Here is a 17878-nt window from a genome sequence, read left to right on the forward strand (position 1 = left end):
AAAAGCCGGGGCTAATACTTCAATTATTTTAGGACATTTTCAAAAACGCTTGACAGTATTTAAAATCAAATCCAAATATCTTCGCCTGCATTCACAGAAAAAGAGCAGAAACTTTTTCCCGGAAAAGTTCCTGCTCTTTTTCATCTCTGATCAATTCTTATCTCGGCCAGCGCTCTTCTTTGGATAACAATTTCGGAAAAGGCTGATGCGGCTCTGACTGGTACCAGTAAGCAACACTGGATACATCGTCCTGCCGTTCAAAGAGACCTTTGTGGCAGACACCGATCTGCTGGATCGTCACACGGATGTCTTCGTCAAAAAGAATCGGATCCAAAATGTGCCAACGGTAAAAACCACGTTCCGTTGGTGTATCATTCATATGATAGGGATTATAGACTGTGTCGTCTTCTCTGGAATAATAGGGATATCCCATAAAAGGTGTGCAATACGTCTGTTCCTTGGCCACGCCATTTTCTGTTCTTGTAAAGCTCCAGGCGCCGCCAAAATAATCCTCTGTTCCCGTACCACAGATGGTCGGATATTCTTCATCACCATCCAGATAAACCTTTAATTCTCCCTCGCCCCACCAGTAACGTTCCAGGGCTGCAATGGCCAGGTAGGTACCAACGTAATGACCTTTTCCTTTTACGCCATCCAGAATCGTATAGTCCTTCTTCAGCTCCGTCAGACGCTCCCGTCTCCATTGTGCATGGAAATAAGCCATATCCTCCGGAAGCTCATCATAAAGAGTATAATCAACCTGATAGAAAAATGCCGGTACTTCTGCTTCATGCTGGTTTTCCAATGTAATACGGGCTTTTTTTCGGAAAGGCATCTGAAAATAACTATTGAAGCCTCTGGAAGGATTCACCACGATCGGGAGCGAATTTACCAGACATTCTCTTGCAAACCCACAGCAGAAAAAATCTCCCAATGGACTTTCCACAGACGGTTCTTCTTCATCGTCCCAGTAAATCCTCAAAACCAGATCACGCAACACGTAATAATCTTTTTCCGTACGGTCTGTCACAGTCATCCAGATATGCTGTATCACACCCGGTCCTTCCATTTCAGCCAATACTCTTGTTTCTCCTGGAATGATCTTCTGCATGCAGGGAGAGCCTTTTCTGCCTGCGCCGAGGCTTCCTGCTGCCATTCCGCCTTTTCCCTTTTCACCTTTCGGATTTTCCTGATTGATACAACGGCTCTTTCCCTTTTTCTGAAGCATCAGTGAATCCAGGCTATTAGTAAACTGAAGCATGTTTTTCTCCTTTTCCTGCCTGTCTCTTATTTCTGATTCTGCCAATAGGTCTGGATTGCATCAGCTGCTGTATCCCGATCCATCATACCGGTAAGATACTGCTGCATAACGGCTCCGTTTTCTGACCAGAAATCTGACGGCAGGAGACGGCTGAATGCATAGGTACTGGATACTGCTCCGTTTGCAATATAATCCTGAGTAGAAGCAACCAGCGGATTATCATAAGAAACATCCACTTTACTGAACGGCAATGCCATATCCAGAAGATCGGACATCTCCTGTGCTTTCTCCACACAGAAAAATTCTACCAGTTTCTTTCCTGCTTCCTGCTGTTCCTCTGAATTCTGGCTTGCATCAATGCAGTAACCTTTGGAACAGAAAACGCCAAGTTCTGTATTTACCGCATCCTCTTCCTTTCCGGTCAGCGGACAGGGCATTAAACCGAATTCGTCATCTGCGGAAGCAGAATCTTTTATATAATTCCATGCCCAGTCACCCATAAACCACATGGCAACGTCACCTTTTGCAATGGCCTGACCATCAATATCTGTGTTTCCAACCAGCGGGTCATTGGCATTATAATTGTATTTTGCAATAATATCAAAGGTGTCCATCACGCTGTTCCAGGCATCGTTGCTCTTCAGTTCTGCGGAACCATCCTTCAGACTGTTGATGAAATTCTGCTGTGCTTCCGTATCTCCCTGAATACCGGAAAATACCTGGCTGAGATAGTGAGATCCCAAAGACCAGTCCACACCGGTAAACATGATCGGAGCCACGCCGCCTGCCTGAATTTTCTCACAGAGAGCCTCAAGGTCTGCATTACTCTTGATCGTAGAAGGATCGAAAGTCTCACCGGTAGCTTTCTCGATGACGGTTTTGTTATAAACGATACCCATGGCTGTCACACAGTTGGGAACTGCATAAAGTTCTCCGTCTTCACCTTTAAACACATCGAGATAGGATTCATCTACCTGATCCGTGATCCAGGAATCTTCTGTCAGATCATATGCTGCCATATTCTCAATATTTTGCTGGATATCGACCGGATCCATGATGGAAATGGTTGGCGCATCGCCGCTTGCGTAAAGAGTCATCCATTTCTGTTTCTCACTGCTGTCATAGGCAATATAGTTGACCTTGATATCCGGATTTTCCTCCATAAATTCCTCACATAACTGCTCAAACTGAGCATCCTTGTTGGGCAGTGTGGTGTAAAGGGAAATCGTTACCTGGCTGTCAGAATCTGCAGACACAGTCAGACCAGATACGAGAGAACCAGCCATTGCAGCTGTCATCAACGCACAAATCAGTTTCTTTTTCATTTGAATAACCTCCTTGGAAATTTCTTTTGCTGAGATATAGCCTAAATGGTTGTTTCCGGTTATTCAACCGGTTATTTCCAAAACCAGATCTTTTAACAAAAATGAAAACCACTTTTTGTTACTTCTGCCCAAAGTTTCTGTTTTTCACACTCTCCCTCACGATCAGTTCCAGCGGAAAACTATAACTATGTACGGCTACTGCTTCTCCCCGTATCCTTTTCATAAGAAGTTTTACCGCTTCCTTCGCTCGAAGAGAAGGATACTGACGGATGGTTGTCAGCCTGGGCGTCACAAGTTTTGCAAGAGGATTATCATCAAAACCTGTCACAGAAAGTTCTTCCGGAAGTTTTAATCCCTGCGCAGAGAATACATCCATAGCCTCACAGGCATAGTAATCCGAGCAGAAAAAAGCTACCGTATATTCCTGTTTTTTTGCTCTTGGAACAAAGCTTCTGAAAATTTCTGAACGCAGAAGCCGCTCCTCCGGCACCACAAAAATATCTTTCTCCTCAAGTTTTTTCCCCACAGCTTCTAAAGCCTCTCTTACTCCTTGCAGCTTTTCTTTCGTACTTCCATAATCCATCCGTTCGTCACAGAAAAAAGCGATTTTTTCATGTCCTTGACTGAGCAGATACTCTGCCATGCTTCTGGCACCATCCACACTCTGACCGCTGACATTATCATAATCCCCTTCCTCTGAATCAATAAAGACCACCGGTTTTGGCATACATTTTGACAAGTACTCACAGGTCTTTGGATTCTGTCCCAAAACCAGTACTCCTTCTACCTGAAAAGCCTGACTTTTCCGAATCAGTTCGTCTTCATTTAAAGAAGAATCGTACCACACATTTCTGTGATAAAGATGAAGTTCTTTTTCAATCGTTCCAAGCATTTCTCCACAAAAAGGATCCATGAGAATATTTTCTTTCGTTCCAAGACAAAAGCTTACCAGAATAAATTTTAATTCTTCTGTCTCTTTTTCCGTTCTGTAATCGGCAACATAGTGATAACGTACCAACGCTTCCTCGATCTTTTTTCTCGTTTCTGCTGACATTTTTCTTGTTTTCCCATGGATCACATTAGAAACGGTAGTTGTACTGACTCCCAGTTCCTCTGCAATTTCCTTGATTGTCACCATATTCCCCTCCTCCGCTTTTCTTTTTTTACTATAACAGATTTTGAGAAACTTTTGTATCCAGACAATAAAAAAACCAGAAGCTTTTGCTCCTGGCTCTTATCTCATATACCTTCAAAACCACACACAGAAATTTATTTCTTCCATCCGAATCTTTCTACCCAGACTGCCTTGTTATGGAAGTTCTGTTCGCTTCGCTCACAGAACAACCAACGCACTAGACTCTGTCTTCGTCTTCGACTTGCCAATTGTCAAGTGCTTTTGGCTTGGTTAAGCCTTCGACCTATTAGTATCAGTCAGCTCCACACATTGCTGTGCTTCCACCTCTGACCTATCTACCTCGTCGTCTTCAAGGGGTCTTATCGCTTTCGCATCTATTATTGATTTTATTTTATCTTGAGGAGGATATGAAAATGAGTGAAAAGAATGATTTTATACAATTACCACCAATCAAAAAAGACACACCGTCTGATGTGGTAGCATTTATCTGGGAGTACATGAAAGTACCGGAGAACTCGAGAGAAAAAGTTAAGAATCTGCTTAAAGATGCAAATGAAAATGGAGTAAAATTAAGTCATCAGGCACCAACACTGTATGATGTTGTCCCAAAAGAAGAAATTGCTGAATTTGAAGAGCTTATGCGCAAAACCATAGCTGACATTGTATCAGAAGCCAGTAGCGTTGCCTGTTGGGTGTATGTGCAGAAATATGTGAAACAGAAAACTCTTGATGAAATGCTGCAAGAATTGCCAGGAGCAGGCCAGTTTATCATTGTCATGGATACCTGGAAAGACTGATGGCGGAATAATGGATGCTATGATAGAATAAAGAAAACGATTTGAAGTGCAAATCGGTATTTTGTGGAGGAAACAAACATGGAAGATAATAAATCAATGACTGTCAAGAAAACGGTAAAATCAGGAATAACTTTTGGAAGTGCATTAGCTATGGTTATTAGTTATACAACGTGGAAGTCTGTCGGCTGGGCGATTTTTCATGGATTACTTAGTTGGGTGTATGTCATATATTTCCTTTTGCGCTATTAAATTTGAATTTGTGGAGGATAACTATTGTGGATAAAGCAGTTATTTATATACATGGAAAAGGTGGTAATGCTGAAGAAGCTATTCATTACAAACCGCTCTTTAGTAATTGTGATGTGATTGGTCTCGACTATATTGCACAGTTTCCATGGGAAGCAAAAGAAGAATTTCCATTACTTTTTAATTCAATTTATAGAAACTACAAGACTGTTGAAGTAATTGCCAATAGCATTGGAGCGTATTTTGCTATCAATGCCTTATCAAATCAGCAAATAGAGAAAGCATATTTTATTTCGCCCGTTGTAGATATGGAAAGGCTTATTGCTGATATGATGATTTGGGCAAATGTTACAGAGGATGAACTCAAAGAGAAAAAAGAAATTCAGACAACCTTTGGAGAGACTCTTTCATGGGATTATCTTTGCTATGCAAGAGAAAATCCTATTATATGGGAAATCCCAACGCACATTTTGTATGGTGAAAAAGATAATCTTACCGCTTATGGAACGATATTTGAATTTGTACAGAGGACTAATTCAACACTTTCTATTATGAAAAATGGAGAGCATTGGTTTCATACGGATGAACAAATGAAATTTCTTGATGAATGGATAATAAAATCTTCCAAATAAATTCCAGTTTGATGGAGAAAGCAAAAATCAGTCATGCCCTTTATCATATAGTTTCTGTATATTTTTTGGAAGTTTGTCAGGCAACATGGCATTTATAGCATCTTCGTTACCATCTTTCATTGCTGTTTCGTAATACCAGCACTTGAATTTTAAGAGGGAGAGAGTTTTTTGAAGTTCCTGAATTTCAGTTTCAACAGCTGATTTTCTGGTTTCAAATAATTCTTTCCTTTTTTCATAGCTGGAGCTGCCTTCAGATACCCAGATAAAAAATTGCTTTATATCTTTTATCTCAAGACCGGATTTCTTCAGACATTCAATGATACGAAGTGCTTCTAATTCATTATCGCTGAAATAACGGATATTTCCCTTGCGTTCCAGATTAGGGAAAAAGCCTTCCTTGTCATAATACCTTAATGTAGAAACAGGAAGATTAAACATTGCAGAGACCTGACCGATTGTATACATAAAAAACCTTCTTTCAAATTTATGCTTGACCTAAAGTTAACTTTAGACTGTAAGATATTTATATCATATACTATTGTTAGTGTAATTACAAGAAATTTTGCATATGGAGGATGTTAAATATGTTAAAAACAGAAGAATTAAAGCTGGTATCTGAATGGGATAAAACTTTTCCACAGAGTGAAAAAGTAGACCATAAGAAAGTGACATTTGTAAATCGTTATGGAATCACACTTGCTGCAGATTTGTATAAACCGAAAAATGTGTCAGGGAAATATCCTGCGATTGCCGTAAGCGGACCATTTGGTGCAGTCAAAGAACAGTGTTCTGGATTATATGCGCAGACGATGGCTGAAAAAGGATATTTAACGATTGCATTTGATCCTTCTTTTACGGGGGAAAGTGGAGGAAATCCAAGATTCATGGCCTCTCCGGATATTAATACAGAAGATTTCATGGCTGCTGTTGATTTTCTTTCTGTTCGGGAAGATGTGGATACGGATAAAATAGGAATCATTGGAATCTGCGGATGGGGTGGAATGGCTCTTAACGCAACTGCATTGGATATAAGAATAAAAGCAACTGTAGCATCTACCATGTATGATATGACAAGGGTAAATGCAAATGGGTACTTTGATTCTGAGGACAGTGAAGAAGCACGTTATGCAAAGAAACAGTCACTGAATGCCCTCAGAACACAAGAATACCGTAAAGGCGAGTATTCCAGAAGCGGTGGTTGTGTTCCACTTCCGGTTCCCGAAGATGCCCCTCTCTTCGTAAAAGATTATAGTGAGTATTATAAAGGCAGATGTTATCATAAAAGGAGCCTGAATTCCAATGGGGGCTGGAACAGTATTGGATGTATGTCATTTATGAATCAGCCAATATTAAAGTACTGTAATGAAATCAGAAGTGCAGTCCTTATCGTTCATGGAGAAAAAGCGCACAGTTATTATTTTGGAAAAGATGCTTATGAAAATATGATCAAGGACAGCAAGTACACATCCAATAAAGAGCTGCTGACAATTCCAGGGGCTGTTCATACAGATCTTTACGATAATCTGGATGTAATCCCATTTGATAAAATCCAGAAATTTTTTAAAGAAAACGGGGTTGGTTAATCATGACATTTGAAGAATATTTGAGTAATATGAAGCCCGGATATACTGTAGACGGTGGAAGTGAAGACCATCTGATCATGCATGAGCTGTCTCAAAGGGCATTAAAAATAACGATGGAGCTGAATAACAAATATCATACAAAAGAAGAAATTGTACAGCTTATGTCAGAACTTACCGGGCAGAAAATAGATGAGAGTTTTGGAATGTTTCCTCCGTTTTATACGGATTGTGGGCGAAATATCCATATAGGTAATAATGTTTTTATTAATGCAGGATGTAAGTTTCAGGATCAGGGTGGTATTTATATAGAGGATGGAGTCCTGATTGGACATAATGCAGTACTGGCAACAATCAATCATATGGAAGATCCTGAGAAAAGAGCTGGTATGATATTTCAGCCGATTCATATTGAAAAAAATGTATGGATTGGAGCAAATGTAACGGTTCTTCCAGGGGTTACGATTGGTAAAGGTTCGATCATTGCAGCCGGAGCAGTTGTAACAAAAGATGTTCCGGCCAATATGATTGCGGCAGGAGTGCCTGCGAAAGTTATACGTAAGGTTAAAAAAGACGCTGAAAAAGGAGAAATTTAATTGTGGCAAAAAAAGTATTGATCATATCTACAAGTTTTCGAGGAGGCAGCAATTCTTATGTACTCGCAAAGGAGTGTGCAAAGGGAGCAAAAGAAGCTGGGCATGATGTGGAACTTCTTTCTTTGAAAGGAAAAGATATAAAATATTGTGTCGGGTGTCTATCCTGTCAGAAGACTGGAATATGTGTATTGAAGGATGATGTTGCAGATATTATGGCAAAGGTAAAGGATGCGGAGGTCATTGTCTATGCAACACCAATTTATTACTATGAGATGTGCGGTCAGATGAAAACACTTCTTGATAGATTGAATCCTTTGTATTCGACAGATTATTCATTCAGAGATATTTATATGATTGCAACTGCCGCTGAGAATGATGAAAGTACATTTGAAAAAGCCTACAATGGTCTGCAAGGCTGGGCAGATTGTTTTGAAAAGGCTTCCTTAAAAGGCATCGTAAGTGGCGGTGGAATTGATGCTGCAAATACAGCTGCAAGCCATGTGGATGTGATGAAGAAAGCATATGAACTTGGAAAGGAATTATAAGTTTGAAAAGAGTACTATTATTTGGTCTTTATATGTTAGTTTTACTTGGGCTTGTAGGATGTAGAGAAAAAGAAATTACCGACAAATTTATTTGAGTAGAAAAAAGAATTACAATTAATAATGCCGGTGCGGGATTTTGGCATCCAGTGCCGGCATTATTGATTCTACAGGGGCTTGGGGTGTAGCCACCAAATATATCATTCATTTTCGTTTTCAGAAAGTTTGTTAAGTACTATGGATAAATGGAAGTCCCCACAAGGAAGGGTGCACATACACAGCATTAAAAGAAGTTGCAGATACCCTTGAGGCAAATGGAATTAAAACAGAGATTATGTATTTAGGTGTAAAGCCAATAGCAGGTTGTATCGCCTGAAAAAAGCGGGAAATGTTTTGTCGATGATCGTGTTAATGAATTCATTGCAAAGCTACCAGAAATAGATGGAATCGTATTAGGTTCTCCAGTCTATTATGCGGGGGCAAGTGGACAGATTACATCATTTCTTGATTGGGCATTTTTTGCAGGAAGTGGTAAGTTTGAGGGAAAACTTGGTGCTGCTGTTGTTAGCTGTAGACGTGGTGGAGCATCAGCAACCTTTGATCAGTTAAACAAATACTTTACGATGAATAGTATGCCTGTTGTTTCATCGCAGTATTGGAATCGGGTACACGGATTTACACCTGATGATGTGAGACAGGATTTAGAGGGAATGCAGACAATGAGAACACTTGCTAATAATATGGCATGGTTATTAAAATGTATTGCACTTGGAAAAAAGCAAGGGATTGAAATGCCCGATACAGAAGAAAAAGTACTGACTAATTTTATTCGGTAGTACAATTCCAGTTTGTCTTGCTGTGTTCAAATCACAAAAAGGTCATCGTTTCACGATTATGGTAAAACGATGATCTTTTTTATTTCTTCCAGTAACAGATTAGCAACAGGAGTGAATTTCCTTTTTGTTGTTTACCTATAATAATGATTGGAGTAATCGATTATAGACACTGCAATCAAAAAAATCTGAAAATATATTTATCAACATTACATAAAAGTGTGTAGATGCACATAAAATGGGAATACATATTGAAATTCAGGTCGTTCTGTGATAGAATCTCATTACTAAAAAATGTGTAGATGCACGGAAATGGGGAGTGTAACGATGGAGATTAAAAGAGACACTTACCTACAGCAGCTGATCGAGCGAAAAGATAATGGAATGATAAAGGTGATTACCGGCATTCGTAGATGTGGCAAATCCTTTTTGCTGTTTACCATCTTTAAGAGATACTTACTGGAGAACGGCGTTGATGTTGATCATATTATTGAAATTGCATTGGATGGTATTGAGAACGAGGAATTAAGAGATCCCAAGGTATGCTTCAAGTACATCAAGGATGCCATGAAAGACGACGGGAAGTATTATCTCCTTTTGGATGAAGTGCAGTTCATGCCACAATTTGAGGAAGTGCTGAACAGCCTGCTCCGCATGAGCAATATTGATGTGTATGTCACCGGAAGTAATTCCAAGTTTCTGTCCAGCGACATTGTGACCGAGTTCCGTGGCAGAGGTGATGAGATTAGAATCTATCCTCTCTCCTTTGCAGAGTTTTATTCTGTCTATGACGGCGATTATGATGATGCCTGGGATGACTACATGATCTACGGAGGATTGCCGCAGATCGTAAGTTTCCAGAGCGAACGACAGAAAGCGGACTATCTGAAGAACATCTTTGCAAATGTCTATCTGAAGGATGTTATTGAAAGAAATAAGATTCAGAACGTGGATGAGATTGGGATTCTGGTTGATGTGCTTGCATCTGCAATCGGCGCACCGACCAACCCTTCAAAGATTGCCAATACCTTTGCCAGTGAGCGCCAGATGACTTATGCTAATAAAACCATCTCCAAGCATATCGATCATTTGACAGATGCCTTTTTGATTTCCAAGGCAAGCCGATACGATATTAAGGGCAGAAAGTATATCGGTGCAAATCTGAAATACTACTTTACTGATCTGGGACTGAGAAATGCACGTCTGAATTTCAGACAGCAGGAACCTACTCATATCATGGAGAACATTGTTTATAACGAGCTGCTGATCCGTGGCTACAATGTTGATGTGGGTGTCGTGGATATCTTCGATAAGGATAAAGAGGGCAAACGTGTTCGCGAGCAGTTGGAGGTTGACTTTGTGGTGAATCAAGGAAACCAGAGATACTATATCCAGGTTGCATATGACATGACTTCGGAAGAAAAACAGACGCAGGAGTTCAATTCTCTGCGTAATATCCCGGACTCTTTCAAGAAGATCGTCATTGTAAATGGCAGCAAAAAGCCTTGGAGAAATGATGAAGGTTTTGTCATCATGGGAATGAAGTATTTCTTGCTGAATGCGAATAGTCTGGAATTTTAAGTCGATTTGAGTTGTTGCTGTGGTGTTGTTCTATTTCAAAAAAGAGTGAAATGATATAAATAAGGCCACGGCTGATTTCATGTTGGAACAGCCGTGGCTCAGTTTATTTTTTTATCCGTATAAACGAGACTGTTCCGCAGATTATGTAGAACAGACAGAGTACGATTCCGATAGTGAGAACATCAGATGCATAATTACCAGAACCACGAACAGGAATATCACCTGATTCCCGGAAGTCTTTCAGCCATTTTGTTAATGTGCTGTATCCGATGCCAAGATTTTCTGCACATCCACGTACTCCGAGATCTTTGTGATCCTGATAGTACTGGACTGCATCAAGTTTAAATTGTTTGTCATGTTGCTTTGCCATATGAGATCCTCCTTCAGCATGCCTCTATTGTATCATGCTTATGTGTATTTGGAATTTCCCAGTCATCACTGGGAAGAATCATGGCGCAGGAAAACCTGCCGTCGCTGATCACACTTGAAAAAATATGTACAGCTTTGGGCGTGACATTATCACAGTTTTTTTAGGAAGGTAATTCAGAGAATCTGACAGAAAAACAGAAAGAAGTTTTAAGGATATGGAATAATCTGAGTACAAATGAGCAGGAAACAGTGATGTCAATGCTGCGTGGTCTTCGGAAGTAGAAGAACAGTTCGAGTATATGTATCGGCTGTTCTTTTTTTATTTTTGTCGTTAAAACGGTAATGTTTTCTTGTGTATACTAGAGCATTAAAGTATAATGAAATCAGTTTTTTTGCATAAGTATTAAAGCTATAATAAGGAAATCGGCAAACCAGATGAAAGTTTGGGACGCAAAGCTATAGGGCCTGTAAAATGGCAGCCAGTTGCATGAAATGAGGTTGCACTGTCTGTTTGGCAGTGCTTTTTTATGGTAGAGCACTTGAATAAGTAATACAGAAGCTGTTTGGAAAAATAGCGGGGAGGTTATTGACAATTAATGAATGTAAAATTAAAATCTGGAAGCAAGCAACTGTAGCCTAGAGGAGGGGAGAAAGATGAAGAAGTGCAAATTAGTACAGAATATAATGAATTTCAAATTTTGTTACATTATATTTTGCACAATTATATGTTTTATTGTTTTATCCGTTCCTACATTTGCCAAAGAAAACTCTGACAATGTTATCCGGGTAGGATCTTTTGAAGAAACTTATAATACCGTCAATGAAAAGGGAGAAAGAAGCGGCTATGGTTATGAGTATCTTCAAGATATTGCAGGTTATGCAGGATGGACATATAAATACATAACAAGTGATTGGAAAAACTGCTTTACACAGTTGGAAAATGGAGAGATTGATATTCTTGGTGACATTTCCTATACAGACGAACGTGCTGAAAATATGCTTTTTTCCGATATGCCTATGGGGGAAGAGAAATATTACATCTATACGGATGCATCCAATATGGATCTTACAGCAGGAAATCTGGATTCTTTTGAGGGAAAAAATATTGGTGTGTTTAAAGATAATATAACGGAGGATGTGCTTAACGAATGGGAGTTAAAGTATGGTCTGCATATGCAGCATGTCAATGTTTCTAATACCGCAGAAGTTATGGACAAACTGTCGAAACATGAAATTGACTGCTTCGTTTCGGTAGAAGAATCCCGTTGGGAAGAATCGGATATTTCACCGCTTACAAGTATTGGAGAGACAGAAATCTATTTCGCTATAAATCCAGAACGTCCGGATATCAAAGAAGCACTGGATAGTGCTATGCGCAGAATCAAGGATGACAACCCATTTTACACAGATGATCTCTACAGGCGTTATCTTTCTGCACAGAGCAGCTCGTTTCTTTCAAAAGAAGAAAGTGAGTGGATCGGGCAGCATGGTGCAATCCGGATAGGGTATCTGAATCAGGATGGAGGTATCAGCAGTGTAGATCCATCAACAGGTAAACTGACAGGTGTTATTACAGATTATGTGGATCTTGCAGAAAATTGTCTGCAAGGTCAGACTCTGGAATTTGAATTAAATGGATATGAGACAAGAAGTGAACTGCTTCAGGCATTGCTGGATGGAAAAATAGACCTGATTTTTCATGCAAACCAGAATCCATACTTTGCAGAAACAAATGGATTTGCTTTGTCGGATACGCTATTGACTCTCAATATGGCAGCAATTACGGCAAAGGATTCTTTTGATGAAAATAAAGAGAATATAGTTGCTGTTGAAAAAGATGATTTTGTATTGAAAGCATATCTTTCATACAATTATCCGCAATGGAAGGTTGTGGAATATGAAACATCAGATGCAGCAGTAAAAGCAATGCAGAAAGGGGAGACGGATTGTATTGTAAGCAATTCAGGTACTGTTTCAGACTATTTGAAAAATAATAAGCTTCATAGTGTTTTCCTGACAAAAGAAGCTGATGTTCCATTTGCTATTCAGCAGGGAGAACCGGTTCTTTTGTCCATTCTGAATAAAACACTGACATCTATGCCTACAACTCAATTTTCAGGTGCAGTAGTTTCGTATAATGCTTCCTCACGAAAAGTTACAGCGAGGGATTTTATTCAGGATAATTTACTGACAGTTTCACTTATCGTTGGAATTTCTTTTTTCGTTGTTCTGTGTATCATTCTTCGTTCTTGGAAGAAGTCAAAACGTGCGGAGGAAAGATCCAAGAAATCTGCTGAACAGGCATTAAAACTGAATCAGGAACTTGAAGAAAAACAGCAGGAATTACATAATGCACTTGCAGAAGCGCAGAGTGCCAATAAGGCTAAGAGCTCCTTTTTAAATAATATGTCTCATGATATCAGAACACCGATCAATGGTATTATTGGCATGCTTACGATTCTTGAGAAAAGCGGAAATGATGCTGAGCGGGCAAAGGATTGCATGAATAAAATACATGAGTCATCGAAACTGCTACTATCATTGATAAATGATGTTTTAGATATGGCAAAGTTAGAATCAGATACAGTGGTTTTTAGTGATGAATCCATCAATCTGGACCAGGTATGTCAGGAAATCACGGAGTCACTATCTTTTCAGGCAGAAGAAAAAGGACTTCATGTTATAGGAGAACATGATGATTACAGTGGTATATATGTTTGGAGCAATGCAGTTCATCTGAAAAAAATATTGATGAATCTGTTTACAAACAGTATGAAGTACAATAAGGTGAATGGTTTTATTTACATGAGTATGAGAACGATTGAAAGATTAGAAGATCACATGACATGTGAATTTAAAATAAAAGATAATGGAATTGGAATGTCAGAAGAATTTATAAAAAATGAATTGTTTACTCCATTTGTACAGGCAGACAATTCCCCACGTTCTGATTATAATGGGACAGGTCTGGGAATGCCTATTGTGAAACAACTTGTAGAAAAGATGGGCGGAACCATAACAGTTGAAAGCAAGCTTGGTGAAGGAAGCTGTTTTACTGTAATACTTCCATTTAAAATTGATACGAATGCACGGCCAGAAGAAAAAGAAGATTTTGATGCAGATATATCAGATATCCGGGTATTGCTGGTTGAAGATAATGAGCTGAATGTGGAAATAGCAGAATTTATGCTGACGGAAAATGGGGCTAAAGTAGAAACAGTGAACAATGGGTTAGAAGCTGTTCAGCATTTTGAAGCTTCCGAACCGGGAACATACGATGTTATTTTAATGGATGTTATGATGCCGGTGATGGATGGTCTTACTGCTGCAAGAACAATAAGAGACCTGGAACGGCAGGATGCAAAAATAATCCCTATCATTGCTATGACTGCAAATGTATTTAGGGAAGATGCAGAAAAGTGTATGGAAGCAGGAATGAACGCACATCTTGCAAAGCCGCTGGATGCGGAAAAAATTAAGCAGACCATAAGCGAAGAGTTGAGAAAGCAAAATGCCTGTCATAAATGATTATGAGGCAACCGCAGCAATCAGGAGCCTTCCAGATGCATGGGAAAAGCAGACAGGAAACATAGAGAGAGGATTTTGTTATGACAGAAATTAATTTATTTCCGAAGCAACCGCAGTCTGTGACTGTTTTGGTTTTTATAACTGTGCTGATCGTTCTGCTTCTTATCCTGACTGTAATGGTACATATGAGGAACAGAAAACTGAAAAGTACGTTGGAAGAACAGATGGCGGAAAGACGGCTTTTGGATAAGATATGTGCAGATTTTACGGCTGTCTATTATGTTGAATTAAATACCGGTTCCTTTGAAATTCTCCATATAAACGATGGAACCAACGTAAAAAAAATGAATCTGAAACAGGGTGATAATTTCAATTCTTCTGCTGACCAATATGCGGTTCAATATCTGTATGAGAAAGAAAGACAGGAATTTAAGGACTGGATTTCGACAGGGCATCTAAAGGAACAGCTTTCCCGGAAGGAGCGCATTACATACCATTATAGAAGTAAACCGAATCCGAACCAGCATGAATTTTTTGAGGCACAGGCAGCCAAAATATACGAGGATGAGAAACATTTTTTCGCACTGGTGGGTTTTCGGCATATTGATGATATCATGGAAAAAGAAACTACGATCCAGAATCAATTAAAGCAGGCACTGGATGAAGCACGGCTGAGTAATGAAATAATCTCAGCAATTGCTAAGAGTTACTGTTCTATCTACAGGATTGATGTGCAGAAAGATTTTTTTGAAGAGATATCAAATGACAGTGAAATACACAAACTGACAGGAAACAGAGGCAGTGCATCGGAGAAACTGTATCAGCTTTGTGATACAATGGTTGCATCTGAATACCGTTCGCTGATCCGTCCATTTCTGGATGTCTCTACACTTTCAGCAAGATTGAAGACGGAAGAATATATTTCTACAGAATACAGAATGTGTGATGGCAGTTGGCACAGGATGCTTTTTACTGTAAAAAAACGGGATGAGTCTGGAAATGTAACCCATGTTTTATGTACAGTCCGTAGTATCAGCGATTCCAAGAGACGTGAAGAGGATCTTAACTTTGCTGCGGAAGCAGCAAAGCGGGAAGCCGAAATGAAAACAAGGTTTCTGGCAACGATGAGTCATGATATCCGTACACCACTGAACGGTATTATCGGTATGGTAAATATGGGAAATCAGTACGCAGATGATCCACAGATGCAGCAGAAGATCAGAGAAAAGGTAATGGAATCCCTGAAATATCTGGTGTCTCTGGTAAATGATGTGTTGGATATGAATAAACTACAGAGCGGGGATTTGAAGGACCAGCAGCTTTTATTTGATCTGACAGAGGTACTGCAGGAACTGAATCAGATTTATGATGAGCGGGCTGCCAAGAAAGGCATCCGGTATGAGATTGACTGGAAAAATGGTACATACAGTCACAGCACTCTGGTTGGAAACCCGGTATATCTTGGAAGGATTCTGTCGAATATTATGGACAATGCCATAAAATTCAGTCAGTCGGGTAGTGTGCTCACGTTGGGGGTTAAGGAAGAAACTCTGGATGATGACAGAGCAAATTTCACTTTCTACTGTAAAGACCAGGGGGTGGGTATGAGTGAAGATTTTATTGCACATGCTTTTGATATGTTCTCTCAGGAAAGCGAGACAAGCAGATCCAGGTATGAAGGCACCGGACTGGGGCTTGCAATTACGAAGCAACTCGTGGACAGAATGGATGGAAGTATTGAACTGAAGAGCAAAGCAGGTGTCGGGACAACAGTTATTGTAAAAATTCCGTTCAAAATTGGCACACAGGATAAAAACAGTAATTTATCAGATAAGCCAGTAAGCCTTGATGATTATTCGGTAGAAGGCATGCGGGCATTGGTTGTGGAAGACAATGAGTTGAACATGGAAATTTCCAGATGTATACTGGAAGACAGCGGTATGGAAGTTACATGTGCAGTAGACGGGCAGGAAGCAGTTGAAATCTTCGAGAAATCTGCACCGGATTATTTTGGGGTAATTTATATGGATATTATGATGCCGAGGATGAATGGTCTGGATGCGGCAAGGACAATCAGGGAAATGAAAAGAAGGGATGCCAGGAGGGTTCCGATCATTGCAATGTCCGCGAATTCTTTTGCAGAAGACATTATCAACAGCCGGCTGGCTGGAATGAATGTTCATCTTGCAAAGCCACTGGATGCGGAAAAAATGATCATTGCCTTGAAACAATGCATGGCAGATAATAGCGATGTAAAACTGCACGAAGATTTGTAGGAATAAAAAGACAGAGCATATAAAGTTGTTATATGGTCTGTTTTTTAATTCCTTAGAAGAAGCAGGCTGTGAAAATTCATATGTCTTTTTGGGACTGAAATAATTACTTAAATGAAAAACTAATTTCCAGCTGTGGACTATCCCTGTCTGACATTATTAGCAAAATCAATGCAAGGGGAACATAATTAGGATAAAAGCAGACCGGTGGAGAGCAAAATCTCTGCTGGATTTATATATGAGATCAAATCAGAGCATGTGAGAAAAAGTCCAGCTAACATTTGAGTTCCGCTCTGTTGTCACCCCTTATTCGGGGATGTAAATCAGAGAAAAGGCGGGAAAAGAAACAATCTCTCCCAAACCTGCAAACATAAATTGAACAAAATCGCTGCGCGATGGCCTACCAAGGCTATGGCATAGCGATTTTCTTTTTTCTATAACAAAACAGTGGAAAGCAAGTCCTAAAAGTAGTATTGTTAAGTCACCACAACGAAACAATCAAACAGGATCGACCTTCCCACTGCCTATGAAAAGAATACCACCCTTCCGCTTGGTTGGCAAGCGGTTTTATGACCAAAATGCACCTCCATATAAAGCAGTGTTCCGGATAACTACTGATTTTATATGGAGGATTTTATTATGTATGAAAAATATTTAGAACAGCTTGAGGAAGCCGGAAAAATCCGTAACCTTAAAGAACGTTCCATCAACTGCTATAAAAACTATGTCTCTTATTTTCTGAAATATCAGAATAAGAATCCTGAAGAGACACAAAAAGCTCACTTTATGCCGGAATCTCCTCGGATGCAAAAAATATCTTTCAAAGCTCAGGGATAAGGAGATGCCAGAAATATTGAAACAGCTATACGGGATAAACATCTATGTATGTAAATCCTGCGGTGGACATCTTGGAAAACCACAACTGAGAATACCGCAAAGGTGTTAAAATCCAAATCTTTTATATGTTTTCTAAGCCTCAAAATCCTGAGGTTTAATTGTTATACCTATTTATCTGAAAATTCTTGATTTCTGTAGCGTCTGCACAGGAAATCCTGTATAATCATGGATAAGAACAAAAGATTAAAAGTCCATAGGTAGTAGCTACTCGGACGCTCACTTTGTTCAATTAGGTCAAATCGAAAATGGAGTAAACGAAGGGGCAGTTCACTGAAATGTCAAA

17 protein-coding genes, 2 pseudogenes and 1 riboswitch are annotated in these 17878 nt (G+C 39.5%); of the genes and pseudogenes, 14 read left to right on the top strand and 5 right to left on the bottom strand.

What is annotated here, in order from left to right:
- On the top strand, positions 1-187 hold a 187-nt coding region (locus LIZ66_RS02090; RefSeq protein ID WP_227200189.1), incomplete at its 5' end, for a hypothetical protein.
- Here LIZ66_RS02090 and LIZ66_RS02095 read toward each other — a convergent pair.
- The 3 genes from LIZ66_RS02095 to LIZ66_RS18690 form a co-directional block, all read right to left on the bottom strand.
- Positions 158-1261 (bottom strand): glycoside hydrolase family 172 protein, encoded by a 1104-nt coding sequence (locus tag LIZ66_RS02095; RefSeq protein ID WP_148463802.1) that lies wholly within the window; start codon positions 1259-1261, stop codon positions 158-160. The genes LIZ66_RS02090 and LIZ66_RS02095 overlap by 30 nt on opposite strands.
- A gap of 26 nt (positions 1262-1287) precedes the next feature.
- Complete coding sequence (locus tag LIZ66_RS02100; RefSeq protein WP_177968725.1) at positions 1288-2586, bottom strand: ABC transporter substrate-binding protein; 1299 nt, start codon at positions 2584-2586, stop codon at positions 1288-1290.
- A gap of 118 nt (positions 2587-2704) precedes the next feature.
- Positions 2705-3724, bottom strand: coding sequence for a LacI family DNA-binding transcriptional regulator (locus LIZ66_RS18690; protein WP_148463808.1), 1020 nt, complete (start codon positions 3722-3724; stop codon positions 2705-2707).
- Positions 3725-4128: 404 nt separating this feature from the next.
- Here LIZ66_RS18690 and LIZ66_RS02110 point away from each other — a divergent pair, with 404 nt between their 5' ends.
- The 3 genes from LIZ66_RS02110 to LIZ66_RS02120 all read left to right on the top strand — a co-directional run bounded on the left by LIZ66_RS02110 (position 4129) and on the right by LIZ66_RS02120 (position 5396).
- On the top strand, positions 4129-4518 hold the full coding sequence (locus LIZ66_RS02110; protein ID WP_148463807.1) for a hypothetical protein: 390 nt from the start codon (positions 4129-4131) through the stop codon (positions 4516-4518).
- Between the two features lie 78 nt (positions 4519-4596).
- The gene (locus LIZ66_RS02115; RefSeq protein WP_015535374.1) at positions 4597-4767 is read left to right on the top strand and encodes a hypothetical protein; all 171 of its coding nucleotides are present in this window, start codon (positions 4597-4599) and stop codon (positions 4765-4767) included.
- 26 nt (positions 4768-4793) lie between these two features.
- Entirely contained in the window at positions 4794-5396 is a 603-nt protein-coding gene (locus LIZ66_RS02120) for an alpha/beta hydrolase (RefSeq protein WP_148463806.1), read from the top strand.
- Between the two features lie 27 nt (positions 5397-5423).
- Here the strand turns inward: LIZ66_RS02120 and LIZ66_RS02125 are convergent, their stop codons facing one another.
- Entirely contained in the window at positions 5424-5861 is a 438-nt protein-coding gene (locus tag LIZ66_RS02125) for a MerR family transcriptional regulator (protein WP_055154026.1), read from the bottom strand.
- 119 nt (positions 5862-5980) lie between these two features.
- On the opposite strand from LIZ66_RS02125, the gene LIZ66_RS02130 reads away from it, so the two are divergent.
- The 5 genes and pseudogenes from LIZ66_RS02130 to LIZ66_RS02150 all read left to right on the top strand — a co-directional run bounded on the left by LIZ66_RS02130 (position 5981) and on the right by LIZ66_RS02150 (position 10528).
- Positions 5981-6979, top strand: coding sequence for an alpha/beta hydrolase (locus LIZ66_RS02130; RefSeq protein ID WP_173716686.1), 999 nt, complete (start codon positions 5981-5983; stop codon positions 6977-6979).
- Between the two features lie 2 nt (positions 6980-6981).
- The gene (locus LIZ66_RS02135; RefSeq protein WP_117835391.1) at positions 6982-7572 is read left to right on the top strand and encodes a sugar O-acetyltransferase; all 591 of its coding nucleotides are present in this window, start codon (positions 6982-6984) and stop codon (positions 7570-7572) included.
- A 2-nt stretch (positions 7573-7574) separates the two neighbouring features.
- Complete coding sequence (locus LIZ66_RS02140) at positions 7575-8117, top strand: flavodoxin family protein (protein WP_117497759.1); 543 nt, start codon at positions 7575-7577, stop codon at positions 8115-8117.
- A gap of 238 nt (positions 8118-8355) precedes the next feature.
- Positions 8356-8950: pseudogene (locus LIZ66_RS18935) on the top strand (flavodoxin family protein).
- A gap of 324 nt (positions 8951-9274) precedes the next feature.
- Complete coding sequence (locus tag LIZ66_RS02150; RefSeq protein ID WP_227200186.1) at positions 9275-10528, top strand: ATP-binding protein; 1254 nt, start codon at positions 9275-9277, stop codon at positions 10526-10528.
- A 103-nt stretch (positions 10529-10631) separates the two neighbouring features.
- Here LIZ66_RS02150 and LIZ66_RS02155 read toward each other — a convergent pair whose 3' ends face one another.
- A complete protein-coding gene (locus tag LIZ66_RS02155; RefSeq protein WP_227200184.1) occupies positions 10632-10898 on the bottom strand; it encodes a helix-turn-helix domain-containing protein in 267 nt (88 codons plus the stop codon).
- On the opposite strand from LIZ66_RS02155, the gene LIZ66_RS18940 reads away from it, so the two are divergent.
- From LIZ66_RS18940 to LIZ66_RS20320, 5 genes and pseudogenes are all read left to right on the top strand, one after another.
- Complete coding sequence (locus LIZ66_RS18940) at positions 10892-11062, top strand: helix-turn-helix domain-containing protein (protein WP_227200182.1); 171 nt, start codon at positions 10892-10894, stop codon at positions 11060-11062. The genes LIZ66_RS02155 and LIZ66_RS18940 overlap by 7 nt on opposite strands.
- Positions 11063-11312: 250 nt before the next feature.
- A riboswitch (cyclic di-GMP riboswitch) is annotated at positions 11313-11388 on the top strand.
- A 163-nt stretch (positions 11389-11551) separates the two neighbouring features.
- Positions 11552-14425 (top strand): response regulator, encoded by a 2874-nt coding sequence (locus LIZ66_RS02165; RefSeq protein ID WP_227200180.1) that lies wholly within the window; start codon positions 11552-11554, stop codon positions 14423-14425.
- Positions 14426-14505: 80 nt separating this feature from the next.
- A complete protein-coding gene (locus tag LIZ66_RS02170; RefSeq protein WP_173719345.1) occupies positions 14506-16701 on the top strand; it encodes an ATP-binding protein in 2196 nt (731 codons plus the stop codon).
- Positions 16702-17337: 636 nt separating this feature from the next.
- A complete protein-coding gene (locus tag LIZ66_RS02175) occupies positions 17338-17535 on the top strand; it encodes a phage integrase N-terminal SAM-like domain-containing protein (RefSeq protein ID WP_227199271.1) in 198 nt (65 codons plus the stop codon).
- Positions 17465-17644: pseudogene (locus LIZ66_RS20320) on the top strand (IS91 family transposase); the annotation flags it as partial. The gene LIZ66_RS02175 and the pseudogene LIZ66_RS20320, both read left to right, overlap by 71 nt.
- Between the last annotated feature and the right edge of the window lie 234 nt (positions 17645-17878).

Origin of the sequence: Blautia faecis (assembly GCF_020554845.1) — a bacterium.
GTDB lineage: Bacteria > Bacillota > Clostridia > Lachnospirales > Lachnospiraceae > Blautia_A > Blautia_A faecis.